Genomic DNA, 20,405 nt, shown 5'->3' on the forward strand with positions numbered 1-20,405 from the left:
ATCAACAATATAAGGATGAAGCCACTGTTGGAGATGTTCATGAACGTTTCGTCGGTAATTTTAACCTGAGATTGATGGGGTGTAGCATAGACTTTAGACGTTTTTCTCATCACACGAGGCCACAATTTCCAGTCCAAAACATAGCACTCTTTGATGAGCAAAAATGAGGTTTTCTTTTACAGCTTTATTATTTTTGTGGTCAAAAAGTGTAGATGAATGCTTAGATTAATCCATTAATCGAATAAGTATATATAAAATATATACCAGTTATATACATACTATTGTAAAAAATTGCATCTATACAAAAAGCTAGTTAATTTATCGGGCATAAATATGCCAGTGTTAACAACAGTTAGCTAGTTAATTAACTAAAATAGAAAAAGTTTAAGTGAAAAATTTATTTGCAGTAGATTGAAGCTAAGCTGACAGACACAAAAAGGCATAACGGTAAGTGACTCAGGAAGGTGAAAATGGGGAATACTTATTTTTTTTAGCCGCATTCAGTTTTTTCTGAGCTTCTTTTTTAGCGGCACTTAGAGGATATTCCTCAATGACTCTTTGATAAATTTGCTTTGCTTTATCAGTTTTACCTGTTTCCTGCATGATCATACCCACTTTTAACATGGCATCTGGCCTTTTAGGCGATTTATGATATTTTTTAACAAGCACGGCATAATAATAAGAGGCTTTATTTTTCATTCCTTTATTATAAAAAAGCTGCCCTAGCCAATAATATGCGTTAGGTCGATAGATGGATTCCGAATACTCCTCTACAAAATGTTGTAACTTGATGATCGCTTGATCATCATCTTTTTTTTCAAAAATAAAAAAAAGTGCCGCATCATAATCCTTTTTTTCATTATTTTTACTTTCTGGGGTGGCTACTTTTGTTGCTCTGTTTTTATTATCTGTATTTTTTAGAGTTATGGCTTGTATCTCGGTTTTATCATTTTTAAAAGACATATCGCTCTGTTGATTGCTTTGTTTCTTTTTTATTTGCTCAATCTCATACTGATTTTTTTGAATCTGCCCCCGTAAATCATTTACATCCTGCTGTAAATCGGCAATTTTTTGTTCATATTCTGTTAGTAACTGACCACGACCGCCAGAAATACGCTCAAGCTGCGTAATACGATATTCCAGAGATTCTGAGTTTAGTTGACTGACGGGCGCTTTAGCCATCGTGGTGGATGGAATTGTTAATGCGCCAATCAGTAACGACAAACTGTATCGCTGTTTGAAGTTACTGTTCATTTCATTTGCTCACTTTATTAATAAATCAACACAGCTCTACGATTTTGAGAATAATCTTCTTTGTTATTACCCCGATAAACTGGCTTTTCTTTACCATAAGATACAATTGACATCTGTTGAGCAGAAACACCTTTACCTTGGAGGTACATCTTTACAGCGTTAGCCCGACGTTCCCCTAAAGCCATATTGTATTCTGATGTACCACTTTGATCTGTATGTCCCTCTATATCGACTTTAAAAGAGGGATTATTAAGTAAGAAATCAGCATGGGCATTAAGTATCTCAGCAAAATTGGGCTTAATGTTGTATTTATCAAAATCAAAATACACCACACTGGTTTTTTGCAATCCTTCTATTTGTGCTCGAGCCCGTTCATCAGCAGAAGACACACCTGAATTACCATTCATATCCGTGCTAATATCCGTTGTTTCAGCTCCCATTTCAGAATGATTTGTATTTTTATGAGAGGTACAAGCCATTACAGAAAAAATAAATAGAGCCAAAGTGAGGCGTTTGAGTATTTTATGATTGAATTTCATCATTTTAAACCTTTTTAGTTAAGAGAGAGGGAGGTTGTATCACAAATAAGGCGACCATGCTGGAAATTTTACCTGTCCGTCCACTTCTGGTAATAAGGCTTTAAAGCGCCCATCTGTTGAAACTAGCTGTAGTACTGAATTCGCGTTCTGAGTAGAACTATAGATTACCATTGTCGTATTAGGCGCGATGCTGGGCGTTTCGTCTAACAATGTGTCTGTTAATATTTGAACATCACCGGTTTTTAAATCCTGTTTGGCAATATGCTGTTGCCCATCTTTTGAATTCACCAAAATTAAAAATGTCCCGTCTGGGCTGACAGCTGAATTTTGATTCTGCTTTGCATTCCAGGTGATTCGTTGTGGTACACCATGACCGCTGATATCAATTTTATAAACTTGAGGCCGACCTGCTTGATCAGAGGTATAAGCTAAGTACCGACTATCCGGAAACCAACTAGGCTCTGTATTATTGCTGCGACTATCCGTGATTTGAGTGATGTTTCCAGAAGCAAGATCCATCATATAAATATTAAGGCTCCCAGTTTTAGATAAAGCAAAAGCCAATTTAGCCCCATCTGGAGAAAATGCCGGGGCACCATTATGACCTTGAAAATTCGCTATTTTTTGAATACTACCACTAGCTAAATTTTGTATGACTAAAGCTGATCTGCCACTTTCAAAATTCACGTAAGCCAATTTTTGACCATCAGGAGACCAAGCAGGGGACATCAATGGTTGAGATGAACGATATACAACAAATGGATTATAACCGTCATAATCAGAAATTTTTAGTTCATATGGGAGCTGGCGAGTGTTTTTTTGTACAACATAAGCAATTCTAGTAGAGAAAGCTCCTTTAATGCCTGTTAATTTTTGAAAAATTTCATCGCTGGCACTATGCGCCGCATAACGTAACCATTGTTGAGTCACTTTATATTGATTTTGTGTTAGCACTGTCCCTGATGAAAGTTCTACCAGCTGGTAAGAAATTAAATAGTGATTATCAGCCCCGGCTTGAATTTGACCGACTACAACAGCATCCACACCTAAACCATACCAAGAAGACGTGATCAATTCCGAGGCAGTAAAAGGTTTCTCTGGCATTCGAGAAGGATCAATCGGATTAAATTTGCCGCTATTTCGTAAATCTGAACTAATAATGTCCGCTATTTTTTCTGGCGGCTCAACAGTGCCTAGCCACTTAAATGGTACAACAGCAATAGGTCGGGCTGAATCAACCCCTTGAGTGATTTGAATACGTACTTGTGCATGTAATAAAGAAGTCCATAATATCAACAGACTGAGTAGCATTTTAAATACAGGCTTCATTTTATTTCCTTTATTCTATCAAATCATTCCAACAACTTTATAGAAAGTAAAAACGAGATTTTTATAGATGATTATGGTGTAAAAACCAGAGAAGAGTTTTTAAATACTTGATAAACATCTTTGTTGGGTGGCTTAGGAATATGTGCTTGCTTTGCTGCTGCTACCGCCGCTTGACAAAGATCAGTATCTCCGCTTTCCTCTCTAATACTGATTAATTTTCCATCAGGGGCTAATTTAATACGTAAATGACACGTTTTGCCCTTGTAAAGACTGGCATCATAGAATTTACTTTGAATCGCTTGTATAATTTGATTTAAATAACTTTTTATTTCAGTATCCGATCCCTTTTTTCCTCTTTCAGTCGTCTGGATTTTAGGCGTATTTTGAGGCGATGCCAAAGCATCAAATAATTGATCAACATTTTTTGTTGTGTTTTCAGACTTTTTTTTGGCTGCTGCCACTGCTTTTTTTCTTTTTTGTTCAGCCTGCGCTTTTTTTTCTATTTCAGACCTGATTCGCCTGGCCTCTATTTTTGCTTTGGCGGCGGCCAATTTAACTTGTTCTTGCTCTTCTTGTGCTTTTTTAATCGCAGAGTCGATCTGTTTTTGTTGATCGACTAAACGTTGATGCTGTTCTTCCATCTGGCGCTTTCTTTTTATAATTTCCTGTTTTTCATTTTCTTGTGCTTGCAAACGTTCCTCTTCTAAAATTTTTAAACGCTGTTGTTCTTCATTCTGTTTTTTCAATAATACTTCCGCTTGCTGTTGTGCTTCTTTTTTTTGCCTTTCTAACACCAGTTTTGATTCTGCTCCTTGATTTTTCTGAGGTTGGTATTTTTCTGTCATTGCAGATGAGTCTACTATAATCGCATCTATGACGTTATCTTTATCACCCTGACTTCCTTTATTCAGTTTGAACCTGGAGGAATTGACAATAATGAAAATGATGAAGATCAAATGCAAAAAGCCCGAAAGAATAAGAGCATAATTTAATTTATTCTCTTTAGTAAACTTTTCCAAAGTTATCTTCCAAATAAATCATCAGATTGAATGAATTTAAAATTTATATCGTCTGTGTCATCAGACCGACAGAAGTGACGCCGGTCTGATGTAACATATTGAGCACTTTCATGATTTCATCGTAAGCGACTTCTTTAGCTCCCCCTATCAAAAAAATCGCTTTTGAATTGTTTTTCAGCTGCATTTTTGCTTCAGAGATTAATTGTTGCTCTGAGAGTGCTTCCATTCTTTTATGATCAATAATCATAGCGTATTGACCTGTCCCAGACACTTCAATAATCACAGGGGAATGATTTCCATCTACCATTTTAGAGTGGCTTGTTTCAGGTAGGTTGACTTCAACACTTTGAGTAATAATAGGCGCCGTTGCCATAAAAATAAGCAAAAGTACCAATAATACATCGAGCAATGGAACCATATTAATTTCGGGCTTCAGCTCACGACGATGACGACCACGTATTCGCATTAAATAACCTTTTCTATCAAAGTGATCCAGGTGTTTATTGTTGGACCGCTTTTGTATTTATTATAGAGTTTTTATCCGTCTCAGAAGTCACAACCTCACGATGCAAAATAGCAATAAATTCCTCTACAAAGTTATCGTAATTTTGCTCAATTTTATTAATATTTTGATTAAAACGATTATAAGCCATAACGGCTGGGATAGCAGAAAACAAGCCAATCGCGGTGGCAATTAAAGCTTCTGCAATCCCAGGCGCTACCATTTGTAAGGTCGCTTGTTTTGCGGCACCTAATGCTATAAAAGAATGCATAATGCCCCAAACTGTACCAAAAAGACCAATATATGGACTAATAGATCCGATGGTACCAAGAAATGGAACATGCGTTTCTAAAGCTTCCAGCTCACGATTCATCGAAATACGCATGGCTCGGGCTGCCCCTTTAACAGCGGATTCACAAACATGATGATGTGCACGATGCAAACGAACAAATTCTTTAAACCCAGAATAAAAGATTTGCTCTGAACCGGAAAGCTTATCGCGTCGATCATCACTTTGTTGGTACAAACGCGACAGCTCAATACCAGACCAGAATCTGTTTTCAAAAGCATTGGCTGCCTTTGTAGCTGATCTTAAAATGCTTGTTTTTTTAAGAATAATTGCCCATGAAAAAATAGAAAAACAGATTAATATTGAGATAATACCTTTAACCAAAAAACTTGCCTTCAAAAACAAATCTAAAATACTCATTTCAGCCACAAAAAACTCCACGACTATCATTACAGTCAATATTTCATTAAAGTAAATCTTTATGATTCTGCTTATTTTATATACATCTACTTTTTTACACCGGTCTTATGAGTGAAACTCAGACCAAGTATCACTTCGATTTAACGGCTAAAGCCAAAAATCCTGATAATAGCAAAAAAAAAGACGCCAAATAAGTGTTCCAGGTATAAAAGCGAGAAGACATATATTTTTTGAAAATATAAATTTTCAGTGCCATTAATAGCGTTTTAGTCAGTATGACAAAAGGTTTTACAACAACACACAAATAGTGAGAGCAAGATAATTCGAATAAAAATAAATGCAATAAAAGTTATTACTTTAAAACTTAAAAAAGTTTCTGCTAAATCACATAAAGTAATACAAAAATCAAGATTTTTTATCATTTAGAAACAAATAAACCTACTTGAATCGTAAACCTATAATGGATCTTACCAGGCAAAACATTCAGAAAACGTTGCCACAAGCCGGAACAACCCAAATCATATCGCCGCCTTCTTGTAGAACATGAAAAATCTGATGTAAACTTTAAACCCGTTTGCTCCAGGACAGGTATGTCGGGTTTGACGTGGCCATACTAAAAACCAAATCATTAGGAGATTTTCATGTCAAAAAATATTGCAGAGTATGATGCTGATCTATGGCGCGCCATGGAGCAGGAAATAATACGTCAAGAAGAACACATTGAATTAATCGCGTCTGAAAACTACACAAGTCATCTTGTGATGGAGGCTCAAGGTTCACAGCTGACTAATAAATATGCGGAGGGATATCCGAGTAAACGCTATTACGGTGGATGTGAAAATGTTGATATCGTTGAAGAACTCGCAATAGAACGAGCAAAAAAATTATTTGATGCTGATTACGCAAATGTGCAACCGCATTCAGGCTCACAAGCGAATACTGCTGTTTATATGGCATTACTCAATCCTGGCGATACGGTATTAGGGATGGATTTAAATCATGGCGGCCATTTAACACATGGATCTGCAGCCAATTTTTCAGGAAAGCTGTATAATATTGTTCCTTATGGTGTTGATCAAAAAGGAAAAATTGACTATAGCACTTTAGAAAAATTGGCAACAGATCACAAACCCAAAATGATTATTGGAGGATTTTCTGCTTATTCAGGTATCGTTGATTGGAGAAAAATGCGCACTATTGCAGATAGCGTTGGGGCTTATTTATTGGTTGATATGGCTCATGTAGCAGGTTTAGTGGCAACGGGCGTTTACCCAACGCCGCTGCCTCATGCGCATGTGGTCACTACCACCACTCACAAAACCTTGGCTGGCCCTCGGGGTGGTTTAATTCTTGCAAAAGGGGGCAATGAATCATTATATAAAAAACTCAATTCGGCGATTTTCCCAGGAATTCAAGGGGGGCCATTAATGCACGTGATTGCAGCAAAAGCCGTAGCATTCAAAGAAGCCTTGGAACCTCAATTTAAAATTTATCAGCAGCAAGTGGTAAAAAATGCCAAAGCGATGGTCGACATATTTTTAAAGCGGGGTTATGAAATTGTTTCAGGTGGAACAGAAAATCACTTATTTTTACTGAATTTAGTAGATAAAGGCTTAACTGGAAAGGAGGTAGATGAATTGCTGGGCCGTGCTAACATTACAGTGAATAAAAATACGGTGCCCAATGATCCCAAAAGTCCTTTTATCACATCGGGTATACGGATTGGGACTCCAGCAATTACAAAACGAGGGTTTAAAGAGGAAGAAGCACGTGAAGTATCAGCTTGGATATGTGATTTATTAGATCATACTCAAGATGAAAAATTGATACATAATGTTAAGGAAAAAGTGCTGTCTATTTGCGCGCGCTTTCCTGTTTATTGATTTTTTTAAAAATTTTATTAAAGAAATATTGATTCATCAACATAAAACAATATTTCTTTTTTATTGATATTAAAAACAAGTTTCAATTAGCCTACCCTTCAATGAATACGGTCATTTTCTGCTCACATCTTTTCTTAGGTGAATATTAGTTTTAATTCTGGTTAATCAAAGTATAATATTAAAAAAAAATCTTCTTACTATAAAGCCATTTATCAAGCGAATTATTCGAGTGATATGCAAAACGATACCGTCTCAGGTGTGAGATAAGTAGAACAACAGACGTTTCAGATTGTATAGACAGGGAAAATGTGTCAGGTACATTTTTAAATTCAAACACGTCTATTTTTATTAAATGTAATATTGGGGAGTCAGCAAGTGAATATTGCTATTATCATTGGCACACACGGAAATTGTGCAAAATACCTTTTAGAAACAGCAGAAATGCTGATAGGTCAACAAAAAAACGTGGCTTATGTTGACTTTTTGCCAGGGGAAAACACGGAAACATTAGTACATAAATATCATGAAATATTAGCAACTTTGCAGGCCCAGGATGGGGTGTTGTTTTTATTGGATACTTGGGGTGGAAGCCCTTTTAATGCAGCAAATAGAATAATTGCTGATAAAGAAAATTATGAAGCGATTTCTGGTGTTAACGTGCCGATGCTGATTGAAGTTTTGATGGCGCGAGATGATGACATTTCTTTATCTCAATTAGTTTCTATCGCATTGGAAACAGGGAGTGCTGGAATCAAAGCGTCTAAAATGAGTAACGAACCTGCTCTGAAAAAATCGAATCTCCCTTCTTTGAATATTCATCCCGAATCTGAACGCTTCAATTTAGCATCTGTAAATGATCCACAGAATCAGGGCCACATGAAGATTCAATTAGTTCGTATTGATGATCGTTTAATTCATGGGCAAGTAGCCACTCGATGGACCAAAGAAACCAATGTAAATCGCATTATCGTGGTCAGTGATGAAGTCGCAGCAGATCAAATGCGAATCAGTTTATTAAAACAGGTTGCGCCGCCTGGCGTCAGTGGTCATGTTATCAATATTAACAAGGCGATTCGTGTTTATCACAATCCTAAATATGCAAATGATCGAGTCATGCTGCTATTTACTCATCCTTCTGATGTACTACGGTTGATTGAAGGGGGAGTGAAGATTTCGTCAGTGAATGTAGGGGGTATGGCTTATACTCAAGGTAAAATCAAAATAAACAATGCTATCTCGGTTTTCGAGAAAGATATTGATGCATTTACGACATTATCTCAACTAGGAGTAAAATTGGATGTTCGTCAAGTTCCTTCAGATATCTCCTCTAATATCATGGATTTAATCAGTAAGATAAAAAATAAAAAATTAATTTATTCAGAATAAATTAATTTTTTTGTTGTGTTTCAGCTTTTTATTAACAGCAGGAAAAGTTCAATGGAGATCACGACTCTTCAAATTTTACTCATATTTTTTATTGCATGCATTGCTGGCATGGACTCTGTTTTAGATGAATTTCAATTTCATCGTCCATTGGTTGCCTGTACTTTGATTGGCTTGGTTTTGGGGGATCTCAAAACAGGGATCATCATAGGGGGGACCCTTGAAATGATTGCCCTAGGCTGGATGAATATTGGTGCTGCGATGGCTCCCGATACGGCTTTGGCTTCTATTATTTCCAGTATTTTAGTAATAGCGGGAGGGCAAAGTATCGGCGCAGGGATTGCGTTAGCAATACCTCTGGCAGCGGCAGGGCAGGTTTTAACGATCATTGTTCGTAGCATCACTGTTGCTTTTCAACATGCTGCTGACAGAGCTGCGGAGCAAGGCAATCTCAGAGGCATCAGCTTCTTGCACATTTCCGCTTTATTTTTGCAAGCGATGCGTGTTGCTGTGCCTGTCCTGGTTGTTGCTTTATCAGTTGGAACCAGCGAAGTACGAGCCTTACTGAGTTCTATTCCTGAAGTAGTCACAGGAGGATTAAATATTGCAGGAGGTATTATCGTGGTAGTCGGCTATGCCATGGTCATCAATATGATGGGAGCTCGATACCTGATGCCATTTTTTTATTTAGGATTTGTCACTGCCGCATTCATTCAGTTCAACCTTGTCGCTTTGGGTGTCATCGGAATAGTCATGGCGATTTTGTATATCCAATTAAATCCGAAATATCATAAATCAGCGTCTGAGCCATCTGATGCAAACAAACTTTATAATGATCTTGATAACGAATTAGATTAATTCAGAGAAAAATTATGATTGATACGACTGAAACATCTCAAAAAGAAACCCAAACAATCGCAGATGAAAATGTGGCATCCAGTAAAAAAAAATTAACGGCAGGTGATATGCGTTCGGCATTTATCCGTTCTAATCTTTTTCAAGGTTCCTGGAATTTTGAACGTATGCAGGCATTAGGATTTTGTTTTTCGATGATCCCTGCGATCCGCCGTTTGTATCCAGAAAATAATGCTGAACGTCAACAAGCAATCAAACGCCATTTAGAATTTTTTAATACTCATCCTTACGTTATGGCGCCTGTCATAGGTGTCACGATGGCAATGGAAGAAAAACGAGCCAATGGTGCACCCATTGATGATGCAGCCATTAACGGAATTAAAGTCGGTTTAATGGGTCCTCTTGCCGGCGTGGGTGATCCGATTTTTTGGGGAACGGTACGTCCTGTTTTTGCTGCTCTTGGAGCAGGGATTGCCATGAGTGGAAGCCTACTGGGACCTTTATTGTTTTTTATATTATTTAACCTTGTGCGTTTATTATCTCTCTATTACGGCATAGCTTATGGTTACTCAAAAGGCATGAGTATGGTGAGTGACATGAAGGGAGGGGTCTTGCAAAAATTAACAGAAGGCGCTTCTATTCTTGGGTTATTTGTGATGGGTGCCCTAGTGAATAAATGGACACATATTAATATCCCTGTCGTTGTCTCTACAATCACAGATCAAACAGGTCATACCACTGTCACGACGTTACAAACTATTTTTGATCAACTGATGCCTGGTTTAGTGCCATTACTATTGACCTTTGCATGTATGTGGATGTTACGGCGAAATGTTAATGCCCTATGGATTATTCTAGGTTTCTTTGCCATCGGCATCTTTGGTTATTGGCTCGGCTTTCTTGCTCCTTAATTTTTGAATGCCTGTTTTAATTTCTGAACCTGGATCTTGAATAATAAAAAACAGGCAAAAATTAAGAGATTTTAGGAACTCACTTTATGTCAAATGTCGATCATACTTTAATTATTTTCATCATCTCCTTTTTAATTTATGCCGTTTATAATGAATTTATTTTAAATTTCATCAAAGGAAAAACCATTCTTAAGGTTAATTTAGAACGTAAAAATAAAGTTGATGCCACTATTTTGATAGGATTAACAATAATTTTTATATATAACAATATGATAAATTTATCATCGCCCTTAACGATATATTTACTATTCGGTTTATTATTGTTAATAATTTATATATTTTATATTCGATATCCAAAATTAATTTTTAAAAAAGACGGATTTTTTTATTGTAATATTCTTATTAATTATAAAAATATAAAAAAGATAAAATTATCTGAAGACGGAATTTTAGCCATTCATTTAAAAAAACGATCAATATTTATTAAAGTGGTGTATTTCGAAGATTTAAAAAAAATGTTTCATGTCTTTCTTGAAAAGACCACATTTTGAGATGTTTAAAAAGTCGATCATTTTGAAGAGAAATCAAGACGTTTTATATTAACTGATGAAATAAGGGTTTCACTATCCGTTGTCTTCCCAAATACCCTGGATCATGAGTTGCAGTTGTGGCTGCTGACGAAATACATTGATATCCAGCTTATAGGCCAAAGTCACTTTTTTGAACAGGGGATACGGCCACGATTTTGAATCAACATTAAAAGCAATCGCATCTAAAGGGATACCACCTTCAATCGGTTCAACTTGTAATTTAAGATGACAACCACAAAGTAGACGTTGTTGTAAAATGCGAAATTTTCCATCAAAAACGGGTTCTGGAAATCCTTGCCCCCAAGGCCCTGCATCACGAAGTAATTGCGCTGTTTCTAAAGAAATCTTATCAGGAGAGAGCTCACCATCGGACCAAATACTATTTTCAAGCTCCAGGTCCTTTAAAGAAGCCGTCACTCGTTCGGCAAAACATTGACGAAAGAGATCAAATTTATTCTGCTCAATCAATAAACCAGCAGCCATAGCATGTCCGCCAAATTTAAGTATCAGCCCAGGGTAGGCTCGGTCAATCTGTTCCAGGAGATCTCGCATATGTACGCTCGCCACAGAACGCCCAGACCCTTTGAGCTGTCCGCCGTCGGTTGGTGCAAAAGCAATGACTGGCCGATAAAAACGATCTTTGATACGTGACGCTAAAATGCCAACCACACCTTGATGCCATTTAGGGTGATAAAGCGCAAGACCCTTTGGTAGCGGCTGATCATGACATTCAATTTGATGACATAAATCCAATGCCTCTTTTTTCATGCTTTGTTCAATCTCTCGTCTTACTTTATTTAAAGCATCGAGATCTCTGGCCAACTCTCTGGCTTCAGACAGATCTTGCGTCAGTAACAGAGAAACGCCTGTCGACATATTGTCCAAGCGACCTGCCGCATTTAAGCGAGGAGCAAGAGCAAAACCAAGGTCAGCGGCCGTTAATCTGTGCGCGCTTCGAGAAGCCACTTCGAGTAAGGCGACAATACCAGGGCGACTTTTGCCCGCACGGATGCGATTTAAGCCCTGATGCACCAAAATACGGTTATTTGTATCAAGTGGGACGACATCTGCCACTGTGCCTAAAGCCACCAAATCCAAAAATTCCGCCAAATTCGGCTCCTGGATATTTTTTTTATGAAACCATCCCTCTTTTCTCAAATGCGCTCTTAATCCAAGCATCAGATAAAAAGTGACCCCGACCCCCGCTAGAGATTTAGAAGGAAAAGGACAATTAAGTTGATTGGGATTAATAATGGCATCCGCATTAGGCAAGCGCTCAGTCGGAAGATGATGATCTGTGATCAGTACCTGCATGCCTTTGTGATGTGCCAAATCGACACCTTCATGTGAAGAAATGCCATTATCTACAGTGATGATCAGATCTGCGCCACGAAGAGATACCTGTTCCACTATCTTTGGAGTCAATCCGTAGCCTTCTTCAAAACGATTGGGTATCAAAAAATGCACATTTTGGGCTCCCATTGCTTTCAGGGCCATCATCGCCAATGCTGTACTGGTCGCACCATCTACATCAAAATCCCCCACAATCATCATCCGCTTTTGCAATGAGAGGGCCTCTTTTAAAATCTGAATCGCGGCTTCTATGCCTGCCAATGCTTGCCAATCGCATAAACTTTTTGTCCCTCGCGCCAGTTGTTGATCTTTTGTTATCCCTCGGCTGGCATATAACTGGCGAATCAATTGAGGGTATGTTTCTGAAAGCGGATGATGGTGCATTTCCCTTCGGCGTAATTGTTTATTGATATTCACGATGATTTCCGTTTTATAGAGACATCTTTCAGTGGAGGTAAACCTTAATGGGTTTTAAACCGGGTGAAGACTTTATTTTTCGTTCAAATGAAATTTGAACAAGAGGTTAAGTGTATTGAGTAAAAGAAACAATTCTGAAACTGATCACCCACGATTTTTATCGTTAATAGTGATGATGAGGCGATTAAATCATTTTACTGATTTAGGGGCATTTTGGGGTAGTAAGCCAGAGCGTTTTTTGGAGGAATTGCAGGTGCAGAATCATAAGCCGACAGATTCTACAGGAAAGCCTCAAACTACACTAGAAGAGGGACAAAAAAAATCGACAGAGACACCGCCACCGATATCGCTAAAGACAAAGGACATGGAACGGACAAAGAAACGACCACCAGTATCACCGTCGCAGAGCGACCCAAAAGAAAATTTCTTAGAACAGATTCAAAGAGGTGTCCCTCTAAAAAAAGTAAAAGTAGAAGAAACGCCGAAAAAACCAAGTGACTCAACTGCTTTTAAGAATATGATCACTCACCGAATGCTTGATACTGGTCCTGGTCCTGATGCTGATTGGGGTGATTAATTGAATAAACCTCAAAATCCTCCTCTCTCAGAGGATTTATTTTCAATTTTTTATGAGGTTTGCTTTGTCTGGAGGTAAAGCGGCGTTGTATTAGGGGAATTTGTGTGTTTTTAGGAGAGATAATATGAATACACACTTTTCTCACGCTTATCAACAGCGTTCTGACATTTCTAAATGGGGTTGTTTGAATACCTTTGGTAAAGGGGGAAATTGTTTTGCCAATACAATCAGTTGGCGATAGCGATCTTCCAACTGATGGCAAGCATGAAATCACGCGATCAGATCACAATCAGTGATTTGATGACCAAAAAGATGAGGGGCAATCACAGCTGATCGACAAAAGTGGATGAGATGTCAATTTCATAACAGGGTTGATAAGCCGTTCCAGTTAATTTCATTCGTCCTTGATGAATAAAATTTTCTAATAATTGAGCCAATTGTTGCAACATGTCTGGATCCCCTTTAAGTTTAAAAGGCCCTTGAGTTTTTACAGCTTGTATGGCTTTTTCTTTGACATTACCCGCCACAATGCCTGAGAAAGCACAACGTAAAGCAGCCGCGAGCGCCTCTGGCGCTTGATCGCATTTTAGATTGAGATCTGCCATATTTTGATGCGTTGGATTAAACGGATGCTGTTGTTTTTCGTTAATATGAATCGACCAGTTGAAACTATAGGCATCTTTTGTGTAGCAACGATTTTCTTTGACTTTTTTCATCATTTTTTTCATTTTTTGTGCGACTTCTTGCTCCTGACCAATCATAATTTGATAAAAACGACAGGCTTGAGGGCCCAATGTTTCGATAACAAACGTATTAAGTGCATTAAAATATTCCGCGCTTTCTTCTGGGCCGGTGAGAATCAGCGGTAAAATCTGATGCCTGTTTTTAACATCCATCAAAATGCTTAAAAGATAGAGAAATTCTTCTGCTGTGCCGACACCACCAGGGAAAATAATAATGCCGTGGGCCATACGTACAAAAGCCTCCAGGCGTTTTTCTATATCTGGCATAATAATCAGCTCGTTAACCATGGGGTTGGGTGGCTCTGAGGCAATAATAGAAGGTTCCGTAATGCCAATAAAACGCCCTTTTTTATATAGTTGCTGAGCGTGACCAATCGCCGCGCCTTTCATTGGCGCTTCCATGACACCTGGCCCGCATCCTGTGCAGATATTCAATTCTCTCAAACCCAGCTGATGCCCAACCTGATGAGCATATAAATACTCTTGGGTGTTAATAGAATGGCCACCCCAACAGACGATAAGATTGGGTTCTTGGTGAGTATGAAGCGCTCGCGCATGACGGAGTATAGAAAAAACTTGATTTGTTAAATAAACAGAAGCCGTTGAATCTTGAAGAAATGGGGTTTCTGACATTTTACCCTGTAAAAATAAAATATCGCGTAATACAGAAAAGAGATTCGCTTGTAATAGTTTCATTATTTTTTGATCAATAAGAGCTGCAGCAGGGGGATTGATCAGCTCCAGTTCAATACCGCGTTCGTGGCGCAATATATTGATCCGAAAATCTTCATAACGTGATAACAATTCTTTGCTATCGTCTGTTTGGCTACCTGAACTGAGCACAGCCAGCGCGCAATGACGAAAAAGATCATACAAATAGGTATTTTGTGTTTGTTTGAGCATGTCTACTTCTAGATGAGACAACAGATCCATAGAACCCAGTGGATTGATATTTACTATCAAAATGATTCCTTTTGCAGGCATTCATCGTAACGCAGCAATTGATTCATAGAGATTTTTTCTTTTGTTTTTGCATCTACTTTTTTCACAATGATGGCAGCATACAGGCTGTGGCTTCCATCTTTAGCAGGGAGACTGCCTGGAACAACGACGGCACCGGCAGGAACACGACCATAATGCATAGTTTGGGTTTCACGATCATAAATGCGGGTACTTTGGCTGATAAACACGCCCATAGAAATGACAGCGCCTTCTTCCACCACCACGCCTTCAACGATTTCTGAACGAGCACCAATAAAACAGTTGTCTTCGATAATAGTCGGATTGGTTTGTAGAGGTTCCAAAACACCTCCAATACCCACACCGCCTGATAGGTGAACGTTTTTACCAATTTGGGCGCAAGAACCCACTGTGGCCCAAGTATCGATCATCGTGCCCTCATCAACAAAAGCGCCGACGTTAACATAAGAGGGCATGAGAACCGTATTTTTCGCGATAAATGCGCCTTTTCGTACGGTTGCCTGGGGAACCACACGTAAGCGTTCACGTGAAAATCTGTCGCTTTGATAATCAGAAAATTTCAAAGGTATTTTATCGTAATACGCTGTTTCCAAGCCTTTTATCATCTGGTTATCATGAATACAGAAAAAGAGCAGGATTGTTTTTTTTAGCCATTCATGTGTTACCCAATGCCCATTTATTTTTTCGGCAACTCTTCGTTCGCCCCTGTCTAATTGCTCAATAATCTCATCAATGGTCTTCCTCAGCGAGGGAGCTACATTTTTTGCCGTGATACTGGCGCGATTTTCATAGGCATTCTCAATCATCTTTTGTGCGTCTGACATGTTCATATTTTCTCAATATAAGTGAATGATTTTGATGTATCTCAAAAAGATTTATCTTAAAGAGGATGAATCCTGATGCTTAATCAGCTTAGAAACAGGTTCATCTGGACGCCAGGTTAAAATTTCGCAGCCATCATGAGTGACTGCAACGGTGTGTTCATATTGTGCGGATAAGCTGCGGTCTTTGGTTTTGACTGTCCATTTGTCTTTCATGACTCGAATATGTGCTTTGCCTGCGTTCACCATAGGTTCAATCGTAAAAGTCATGCCTGCTTTCAAAATAAGACCATGATCTTCATCATCATAATGTAATACTTGAGGATCTTCATGAAATGTTCGGCCTATACCATGTCCACAATATTCCCGTACAACAGAAAAATGATGTGATTCAACAAAAGCTTGCATGGCTTTGCCTAATGAGCGCAGACGAATACCAGGCTTCACCATTTTGATGCCTAAATAAAGTGTTTCCAAGGTGGTACGACACAGACGTTCAGCGATAATTGTCGGTTTTCCGACCATAAACATCCTAGAAGTATCGCCGTGAAAGCCATCTTTGATGACGGTCACATCGATATTGAGAATGTCTCCTCTTTTTAAGATTTTTTCATCAGATGGAATGCCATGACAAATCACATCATTAAGCGAAATACAAACTGATTTTGGAAAACCCCGATAGCCCAGACAAGCAGGAATGGCTTTTTGCTGATTTGTAATGTAATCATGACAAATACTATCCAGTTCACCAGTCGACATCCCTTCTTTCACATGAGGTTCAATCATTTCTAACACTGCTGCTGCTAAACGACCAGCGACTCGCATTTTTTCAATTTCTTCAGATGTTTTTATAAAAATAGACATAAAAGCACTTGCTACTCCTCACTGCCGTTTTGAAAATGTTTGAGTGAATATTTTAATTCATCTTTTCAATAAAAATGATTGATGCTGATTCTACATTGAAAGTATGAAGTTATCTTCATGGAATTTGTATATCAGGAGCCCTGGGTGTGGTTTTTATCTAAATATTGATACCTAAACGTTGCGACCACTGAATCAATTGAGCTACTTTGTGGACATCAAGTTTTTTCATCATATTAAGACGATGTGTTTCTACCGTTTTTTCACTGATATAAAGCCTGTCTGCAATGATTCGATTGGAGACCCCTTCTGTAATCAGTTTGAGAATTTGTCGTTCACGTGAGGTTAATATAGAAGGAGAATGCTCCGATTCTTTGATTAATTTCAGTACACTATCCACATTTAAAGTAGGGTCTATATATTGTTTCCCTGCAAGTACGGTTTGCACCGCCGCCATTAAAATTTGTTGAGGGCTTTTTTTAATCACATAACCCAGAGCCCCCATTTTTAATGTTTGACTCGCATAATGCTCTTCTTCTCGAGCAGTTAAGACTAAAATGTTCAGTTGTGGCCATCGGCGATGTAATTGTAAAATCACTTCTTGACCATTCATTCCAGGTAATCCTAAATCCAGGATGACCATATCAGGCTCTGTTTGAACACATAAATTATAAACATCTAATCCATTCTCTGTTTGCCCTACTACTTGATAACGTTTATAAGGCGAGAGCATATTTTTGATACCATTAATAATGAGCTCATGATCATCTACGATCAATATTTTTACGTTCATACTTCTTTCCCCTTTCCCCTAGCTTTCAAAATAAAAATTTTTATAATTAATTAATTATTTATATTATTTTTTGATTAAATTTTTTAATTCTTTGATATCTTTTTCCGTTATTTTATTGTTTTCATGAATACTTTTTTCTAACTCTACCACTTTTTCTTGCAATTCTATGAATCCTGCCTGTCCTGCACACCCTTTCAATTTATGTAAATGATCGGCGAGATAGACTGGATCCGGATTGTGAATGGATTCGGCTATCTCTTCAGCTAACTTTGACATGGATAAATATATTTTTGATATTAGGTTTTTGTCTTTTGTATCCAAAACGGGTTTTAGCGTCGATACCTGTGCGACTAAAGAGATATCGCGCTTTATCTGAAATTGAGCTGTCAGGTCAAGAATACCGGCGAGATCTGCTATAGTTACGGGCTTACATAAATAATCATTCATGCCTGCTTTACAAACCCTTTGTTTTTCTGAAGGACTCGCGTTAGCGGTTAAAGCAACAATCATGCATTCTCTATCCCTATTTTTGAGATCTGTTCGCCACAACCTGGTCGTTTGTAAACCATTTAGCTTTGGCATACGAATGTCCATCAACACTAAATCAAAACGTTGATGATGCGCGAGCTCCAGCGCTTCATCACCACTATGAGCCAACTCCACGTCATGACCCAGTTCAGACAACATCATGCCTATAATTTTAAGATTTATTTCTGAATCGTCCACCAATAAAACGCTCATTTTCCAGGGTTGGACGGGTAATTTTGATTCAGGGAGATGTTCTTGTTCAAAAAGTATTTTTTTCACATTTGAATAAAGCCTTCCTGGCAGATAAATCAGATCTTTATCCAAAAGCTTTGGGTTGACCTCATTATTTGACAGACACGCTATCCCCCAAGCGTTCAGTTGGGGGATTAATGAGGAGGGAGCAGATAAACTGCCGCTGAAAATAGTAGGAGGCGCATATTTTTCATTGACAGGAATCTCAAAACAGACACGTGTCCCTAAATTCAAAGTGCTCTGTAAATCCAGAGTGCCTTTCATGAGGCTGGCTAAATTACTCGCAATCGTGAGTCCAAGACCTGTTCCTTTGTTAATTCCTGCCTGAAAAAAAGGTTGAAATATTTTTTTCTGAAATTTTTCATCGATCCCACAACCGGTATCTTCAACGGTAAAACAGAGCTTGTGATTTTCATGTTGGACGTAAAGAGAAATAGATCCCTTTTGAGTGAATTTTACCGCATTACCTAGTAGGTTAATTAAAATTTGTCTTAAACGTAAAGCATCTAGTTTTAATACTAAAGGCACCTCTTTACTGACGAAGGTATACAAATTCAGTGAATGTTTAAACGCCTGGCTTTGAATGGTTAACATGGCTTGATCTAAAATGGGCAGCAATTCCGTCTGCTCTAAGACCAATGTCATCTGACCTGATTCTATATGTGAAAAATCAAGTAATGCATTAATGATACTTAACAAAGAAGCAGAACATTGTTGTGTTGTATCCAACAGCTTTAATTGGGAAGGACTCAAAGAAGTATGTTTGAGTAATTCAATAGCACCAAGAGCGCCATTGAGAGGTGTTCGGATTTCGTGGCTAATCGTGGTTAAATGTAAGCTTTTACGACGATTGGCCTGTTCTGCCACTTGTTTGGCGCGTTCCAACTGTAGTGTTCGTTCATTGACTCTCGTTTCTAAAGTATCATATTGCTTATTAAGTACATCCAGTAAATCATTATATGACTGAGCGATTCGTCCTAGTTCATGATGACGATTCATTGGTAGACGTTTTTCCATGGATTCCGTCCCTGTTGTACTAATAATTTTAACGAAATTCCAGAGGGGAACGGCCAGGTAATAGCGTAATAAAAAAAATACGGTGAGAGTAAGTAATACCAAAATGCAGATGGCAAAGGGTAATTGATCTAACGCTGGCTGAGCGGCTTCTTTTAGGAAATTGGCGCGGGGATAAACGATCAATTGTTGCAATTTTTGGACAGGTAATCGTAAACGCCAAACCAAAAAATTTTCAGTTTGTTGTAATCCATCATGCAACTTAATCGTTCTAAGTTCTTTCAAAAGATGATTGATTGTTTTTTTTGAGCTGAGGGGGTGGGAAGACGCTAAGAGATCACCCGCCTCATCTAATAATAAATGAATATCCTGATTCTTTTTTTGGGGATCATGAGAAAAAAAACGGTTTATGTTCAAAGCAATGCCAGAGAATCCTCCATGTTTATTACATAAAGCAAGAGAAAGATGCCATCCATCGTTTTTTACATAAACTGGGTTTCCCCAAAAAATATTGTCTTTTGGAGAACCAGACAACAGATCCAATAACTCATTTTGTCTTTTTATGAGCTCTTGATGAGAAAGAGTTTTAGGTGTGAACAGAGCGATCCCTTTTTCGGGTTGTATGATAAAACTAAAAAAATAATTTTTTTGATCTATCATTCTTGAGACCTGTAAGATATTTTGCGCACTGCTCAGAAGTGGCAACCTATTGCAGTTTTGATTTTGAATGAATGATCCAGAAAAATCTTTAGCGTTATGGGGAGCAATTTCATCAATTTGTGTCAATAAAAGCGCATCGCGCTCAGCTGTTTGAAACAGCTGATTGATTAATCCAACTTGTAAATCCGCTTTATTTTCTAACTCCTTAATCAAACGCGTTGTTGTGTTTTCAAATGAAAAAAAAACATTCATCGCTGTTGCAATGAACCAAATGCACGTCAAGTTGATACCCAATAATAGGGTCAATTTATTGACCAGTGATGAGGATTTATTCTTTTTCATAGTATTATCATCCCGATTTTTTAAGGGCATTTTGTCAAACCAGTACTAGTTCGCGTTCAATAAATTTTATTCTAAACTTTGATATGTTT

General features: G+C 38.0%; 18 protein-coding genes. 6 read left to right on the forward strand and 12 right to left on the reverse strand.

Annotated elements, in window-relative coordinates:
* Positions 1-456: 456 nt before the first annotated feature.
* From ybgF to tolQ, 6 genes are all read right to left on the reverse strand, one after another.
* On the reverse strand, positions 457-1,254 hold the full coding sequence (gene ybgF / locus AACL23_RS03465) for a tol-pal system protein YbgF (RefSeq protein WP_100095989.1): 798 nt from the start codon (positions 1,252-1,254) through the stop codon (positions 457-459).
* A gap of 17 nt (positions 1,255-1,271) precedes the next feature.
* Complete coding sequence (pal, locus tag AACL23_RS03470; RefSeq protein WP_012737905.1) at positions 1,272-1,793, reverse strand: peptidoglycan-associated lipoprotein Pal; 522 nt, start codon at positions 1,791-1,793, stop codon at positions 1,272-1,274.
* A gap of 39 nt (positions 1,794-1,832) precedes the next feature.
* The gene (gene tolB, locus AACL23_RS03475) at positions 1,833-3,122 is read right to left on the reverse strand and encodes a Tol-Pal system beta propeller repeat protein TolB (protein ID WP_012737904.1); all 1,290 of its coding nucleotides are present in this window, start codon (positions 3,120-3,122) and stop codon (positions 1,833-1,835) included.
* 71 nt (positions 3,123-3,193) lie between these two features.
* On the reverse strand, positions 3,194-4,141 hold the full coding sequence (gene tolA, locus AACL23_RS03480; protein WP_100095988.1) for a cell envelope integrity protein TolA: 948 nt from the start codon (positions 4,139-4,141) through the stop codon (positions 3,194-3,196).
* A gap of 43 nt (positions 4,142-4,184) precedes the next feature.
* On the reverse strand, positions 4,185-4,607 hold the full coding sequence (gene tolR / locus AACL23_RS03485) for a colicin uptake protein TolR (protein WP_012737902.1): 423 nt from the start codon (positions 4,605-4,607) through the stop codon (positions 4,185-4,187).
* 34 nt (positions 4,608-4,641) lie between these two features.
* Complete coding sequence (gene tolQ, locus AACL23_RS03490; RefSeq protein ID WP_044612428.1) at positions 4,642-5,361, reverse strand: Tol-Pal system protein TolQ; 720 nt, start codon at positions 5,359-5,361, stop codon at positions 4,642-4,644.
* Positions 5,362-5,993: 632 nt separating this feature from the next.
* Here tolQ and glyA point away from each other — a divergent pair.
* From glyA to AACL23_RS03515, 5 genes are all read left to right on the forward strand, one after another.
* Positions 5,994-7,235, forward strand: coding sequence for a serine hydroxymethyltransferase (glyA, locus tag AACL23_RS03495; protein ID WP_339050163.1), 1,242 nt, complete (start codon positions 5,994-5,996; stop codon positions 7,233-7,235).
* A gap of 375 nt (positions 7,236-7,610) precedes the next feature.
* On the forward strand, positions 7,611-8,621 hold the full coding sequence (gene manX, locus AACL23_RS03500) for a PTS mannose transporter subunit IIAB (protein ID WP_100095986.1): 1,011 nt from the start codon (positions 7,611-7,613) through the stop codon (positions 8,619-8,621).
* Positions 8,622-8,672: 51 nt separating this feature from the next.
* The gene (locus tag AACL23_RS03505) at positions 8,673-9,476 is read left to right on the forward strand and encodes a PTS mannose/fructose/sorbose transporter subunit IIC (protein WP_012737896.1); all 804 of its coding nucleotides are present in this window, start codon (positions 8,673-8,675) and stop codon (positions 9,474-9,476) included.
* Positions 9,477-9,490: 14 nt separating this feature from the next.
* A complete protein-coding gene (locus AACL23_RS03510) occupies positions 9,491-10,384 on the forward strand; it encodes a PTS mannose transporter subunit IID (RefSeq protein WP_012737895.1) in 894 nt (297 codons plus the stop codon).
* 86 nt (positions 10,385-10,470) lie between these two features.
* Positions 10,471-10,935, forward strand: coding sequence for a DUF986 family protein (locus AACL23_RS03515; protein WP_095033806.1), 465 nt, complete (start codon positions 10,471-10,473; stop codon positions 10,933-10,935).
* Positions 10,936-11,007: 72 nt separating this feature from the next.
* Here the strand turns inward: AACL23_RS03515 and recJ are convergent, their stop codons facing one another.
* The gene (gene recJ / locus AACL23_RS03520; protein ID WP_339050168.1) at positions 11,008-12,744 is read right to left on the reverse strand and encodes a single-stranded-DNA-specific exonuclease RecJ; all 1,737 of its coding nucleotides are present in this window, start codon (positions 12,742-12,744) and stop codon (positions 11,008-11,010) included.
* Positions 12,745-12,859: 115 nt separating this feature from the next.
* On the opposite strand from recJ, the gene AACL23_RS03525 reads away from it, so the two are divergent.
* A complete protein-coding gene (locus AACL23_RS03525; protein WP_339050170.1) occupies positions 12,860-13,321 on the forward strand; it encodes a hypothetical protein in 462 nt (153 codons plus the stop codon).
* Between the two features lie 323 nt (positions 13,322-13,644).
* Here the strand turns inward: AACL23_RS03525 and ppnN are convergent, their stop codons facing one another.
* From ppnN to AACL23_RS03550, 5 genes are all read right to left on the reverse strand, one after another.
* Positions 13,645-15,027 (reverse strand): nucleotide 5'-monophosphate nucleosidase PpnN, encoded by a 1,383-nt coding sequence (gene ppnN, locus AACL23_RS03530; RefSeq protein ID WP_339050172.1) that lies wholly within the window; start codon positions 15,025-15,027, stop codon positions 13,645-13,647.
* A complete protein-coding gene (dapD, locus tag AACL23_RS03535; protein ID WP_100097062.1) occupies positions 15,024-15,869 on the reverse strand; it encodes a 2,3,4,5-tetrahydropyridine-2,6-dicarboxylate N-succinyltransferase in 846 nt (281 codons plus the stop codon). The genes ppnN and dapD overlap by 4 nt, the downstream gene beginning before the upstream one ends.
* A gap of 51 nt (positions 15,870-15,920) precedes the next feature.
* Positions 15,921-16,730, reverse strand: coding sequence for a type I methionyl aminopeptidase (map, locus tag AACL23_RS03540; RefSeq protein WP_012737889.1), 810 nt, complete (start codon positions 16,728-16,730; stop codon positions 15,921-15,923).
* Between the two features lie 157 nt (positions 16,731-16,887).
* Positions 16,888-17,520, reverse strand: a complete 633-nt coding sequence (locus AACL23_RS03545) for a two component system response regulator (RefSeq protein WP_095033801.1) — start codon at positions 17,518-17,520, stop codon at positions 16,888-16,890.
* A gap of 63 nt (positions 17,521-17,583) precedes the next feature.
* Positions 17,584-20,316 carry a two component system sensor kinase gene (locus AACL23_RS03550; protein ID WP_171967582.1) on the reverse strand — a complete coding sequence of 911 codons (2,733 nt, stop codon included), beginning with the start codon at positions 20,314-20,316 and terminating at the stop codon, positions 17,584-17,586.
* Between the last annotated feature and the right edge of the window lie 89 nt (positions 20,317-20,405).

It is taken from the genome of Candidatus Williamhamiltonella endosymbiont of Tuberolachnus salignus, assembly GCF_964019775.1.
Taxonomy (GTDB): Bacteria; Pseudomonadota; Gammaproteobacteria; order Enterobacterales; family Enterobacteriaceae; genus Hamiltonella; species Hamiltonella defendens.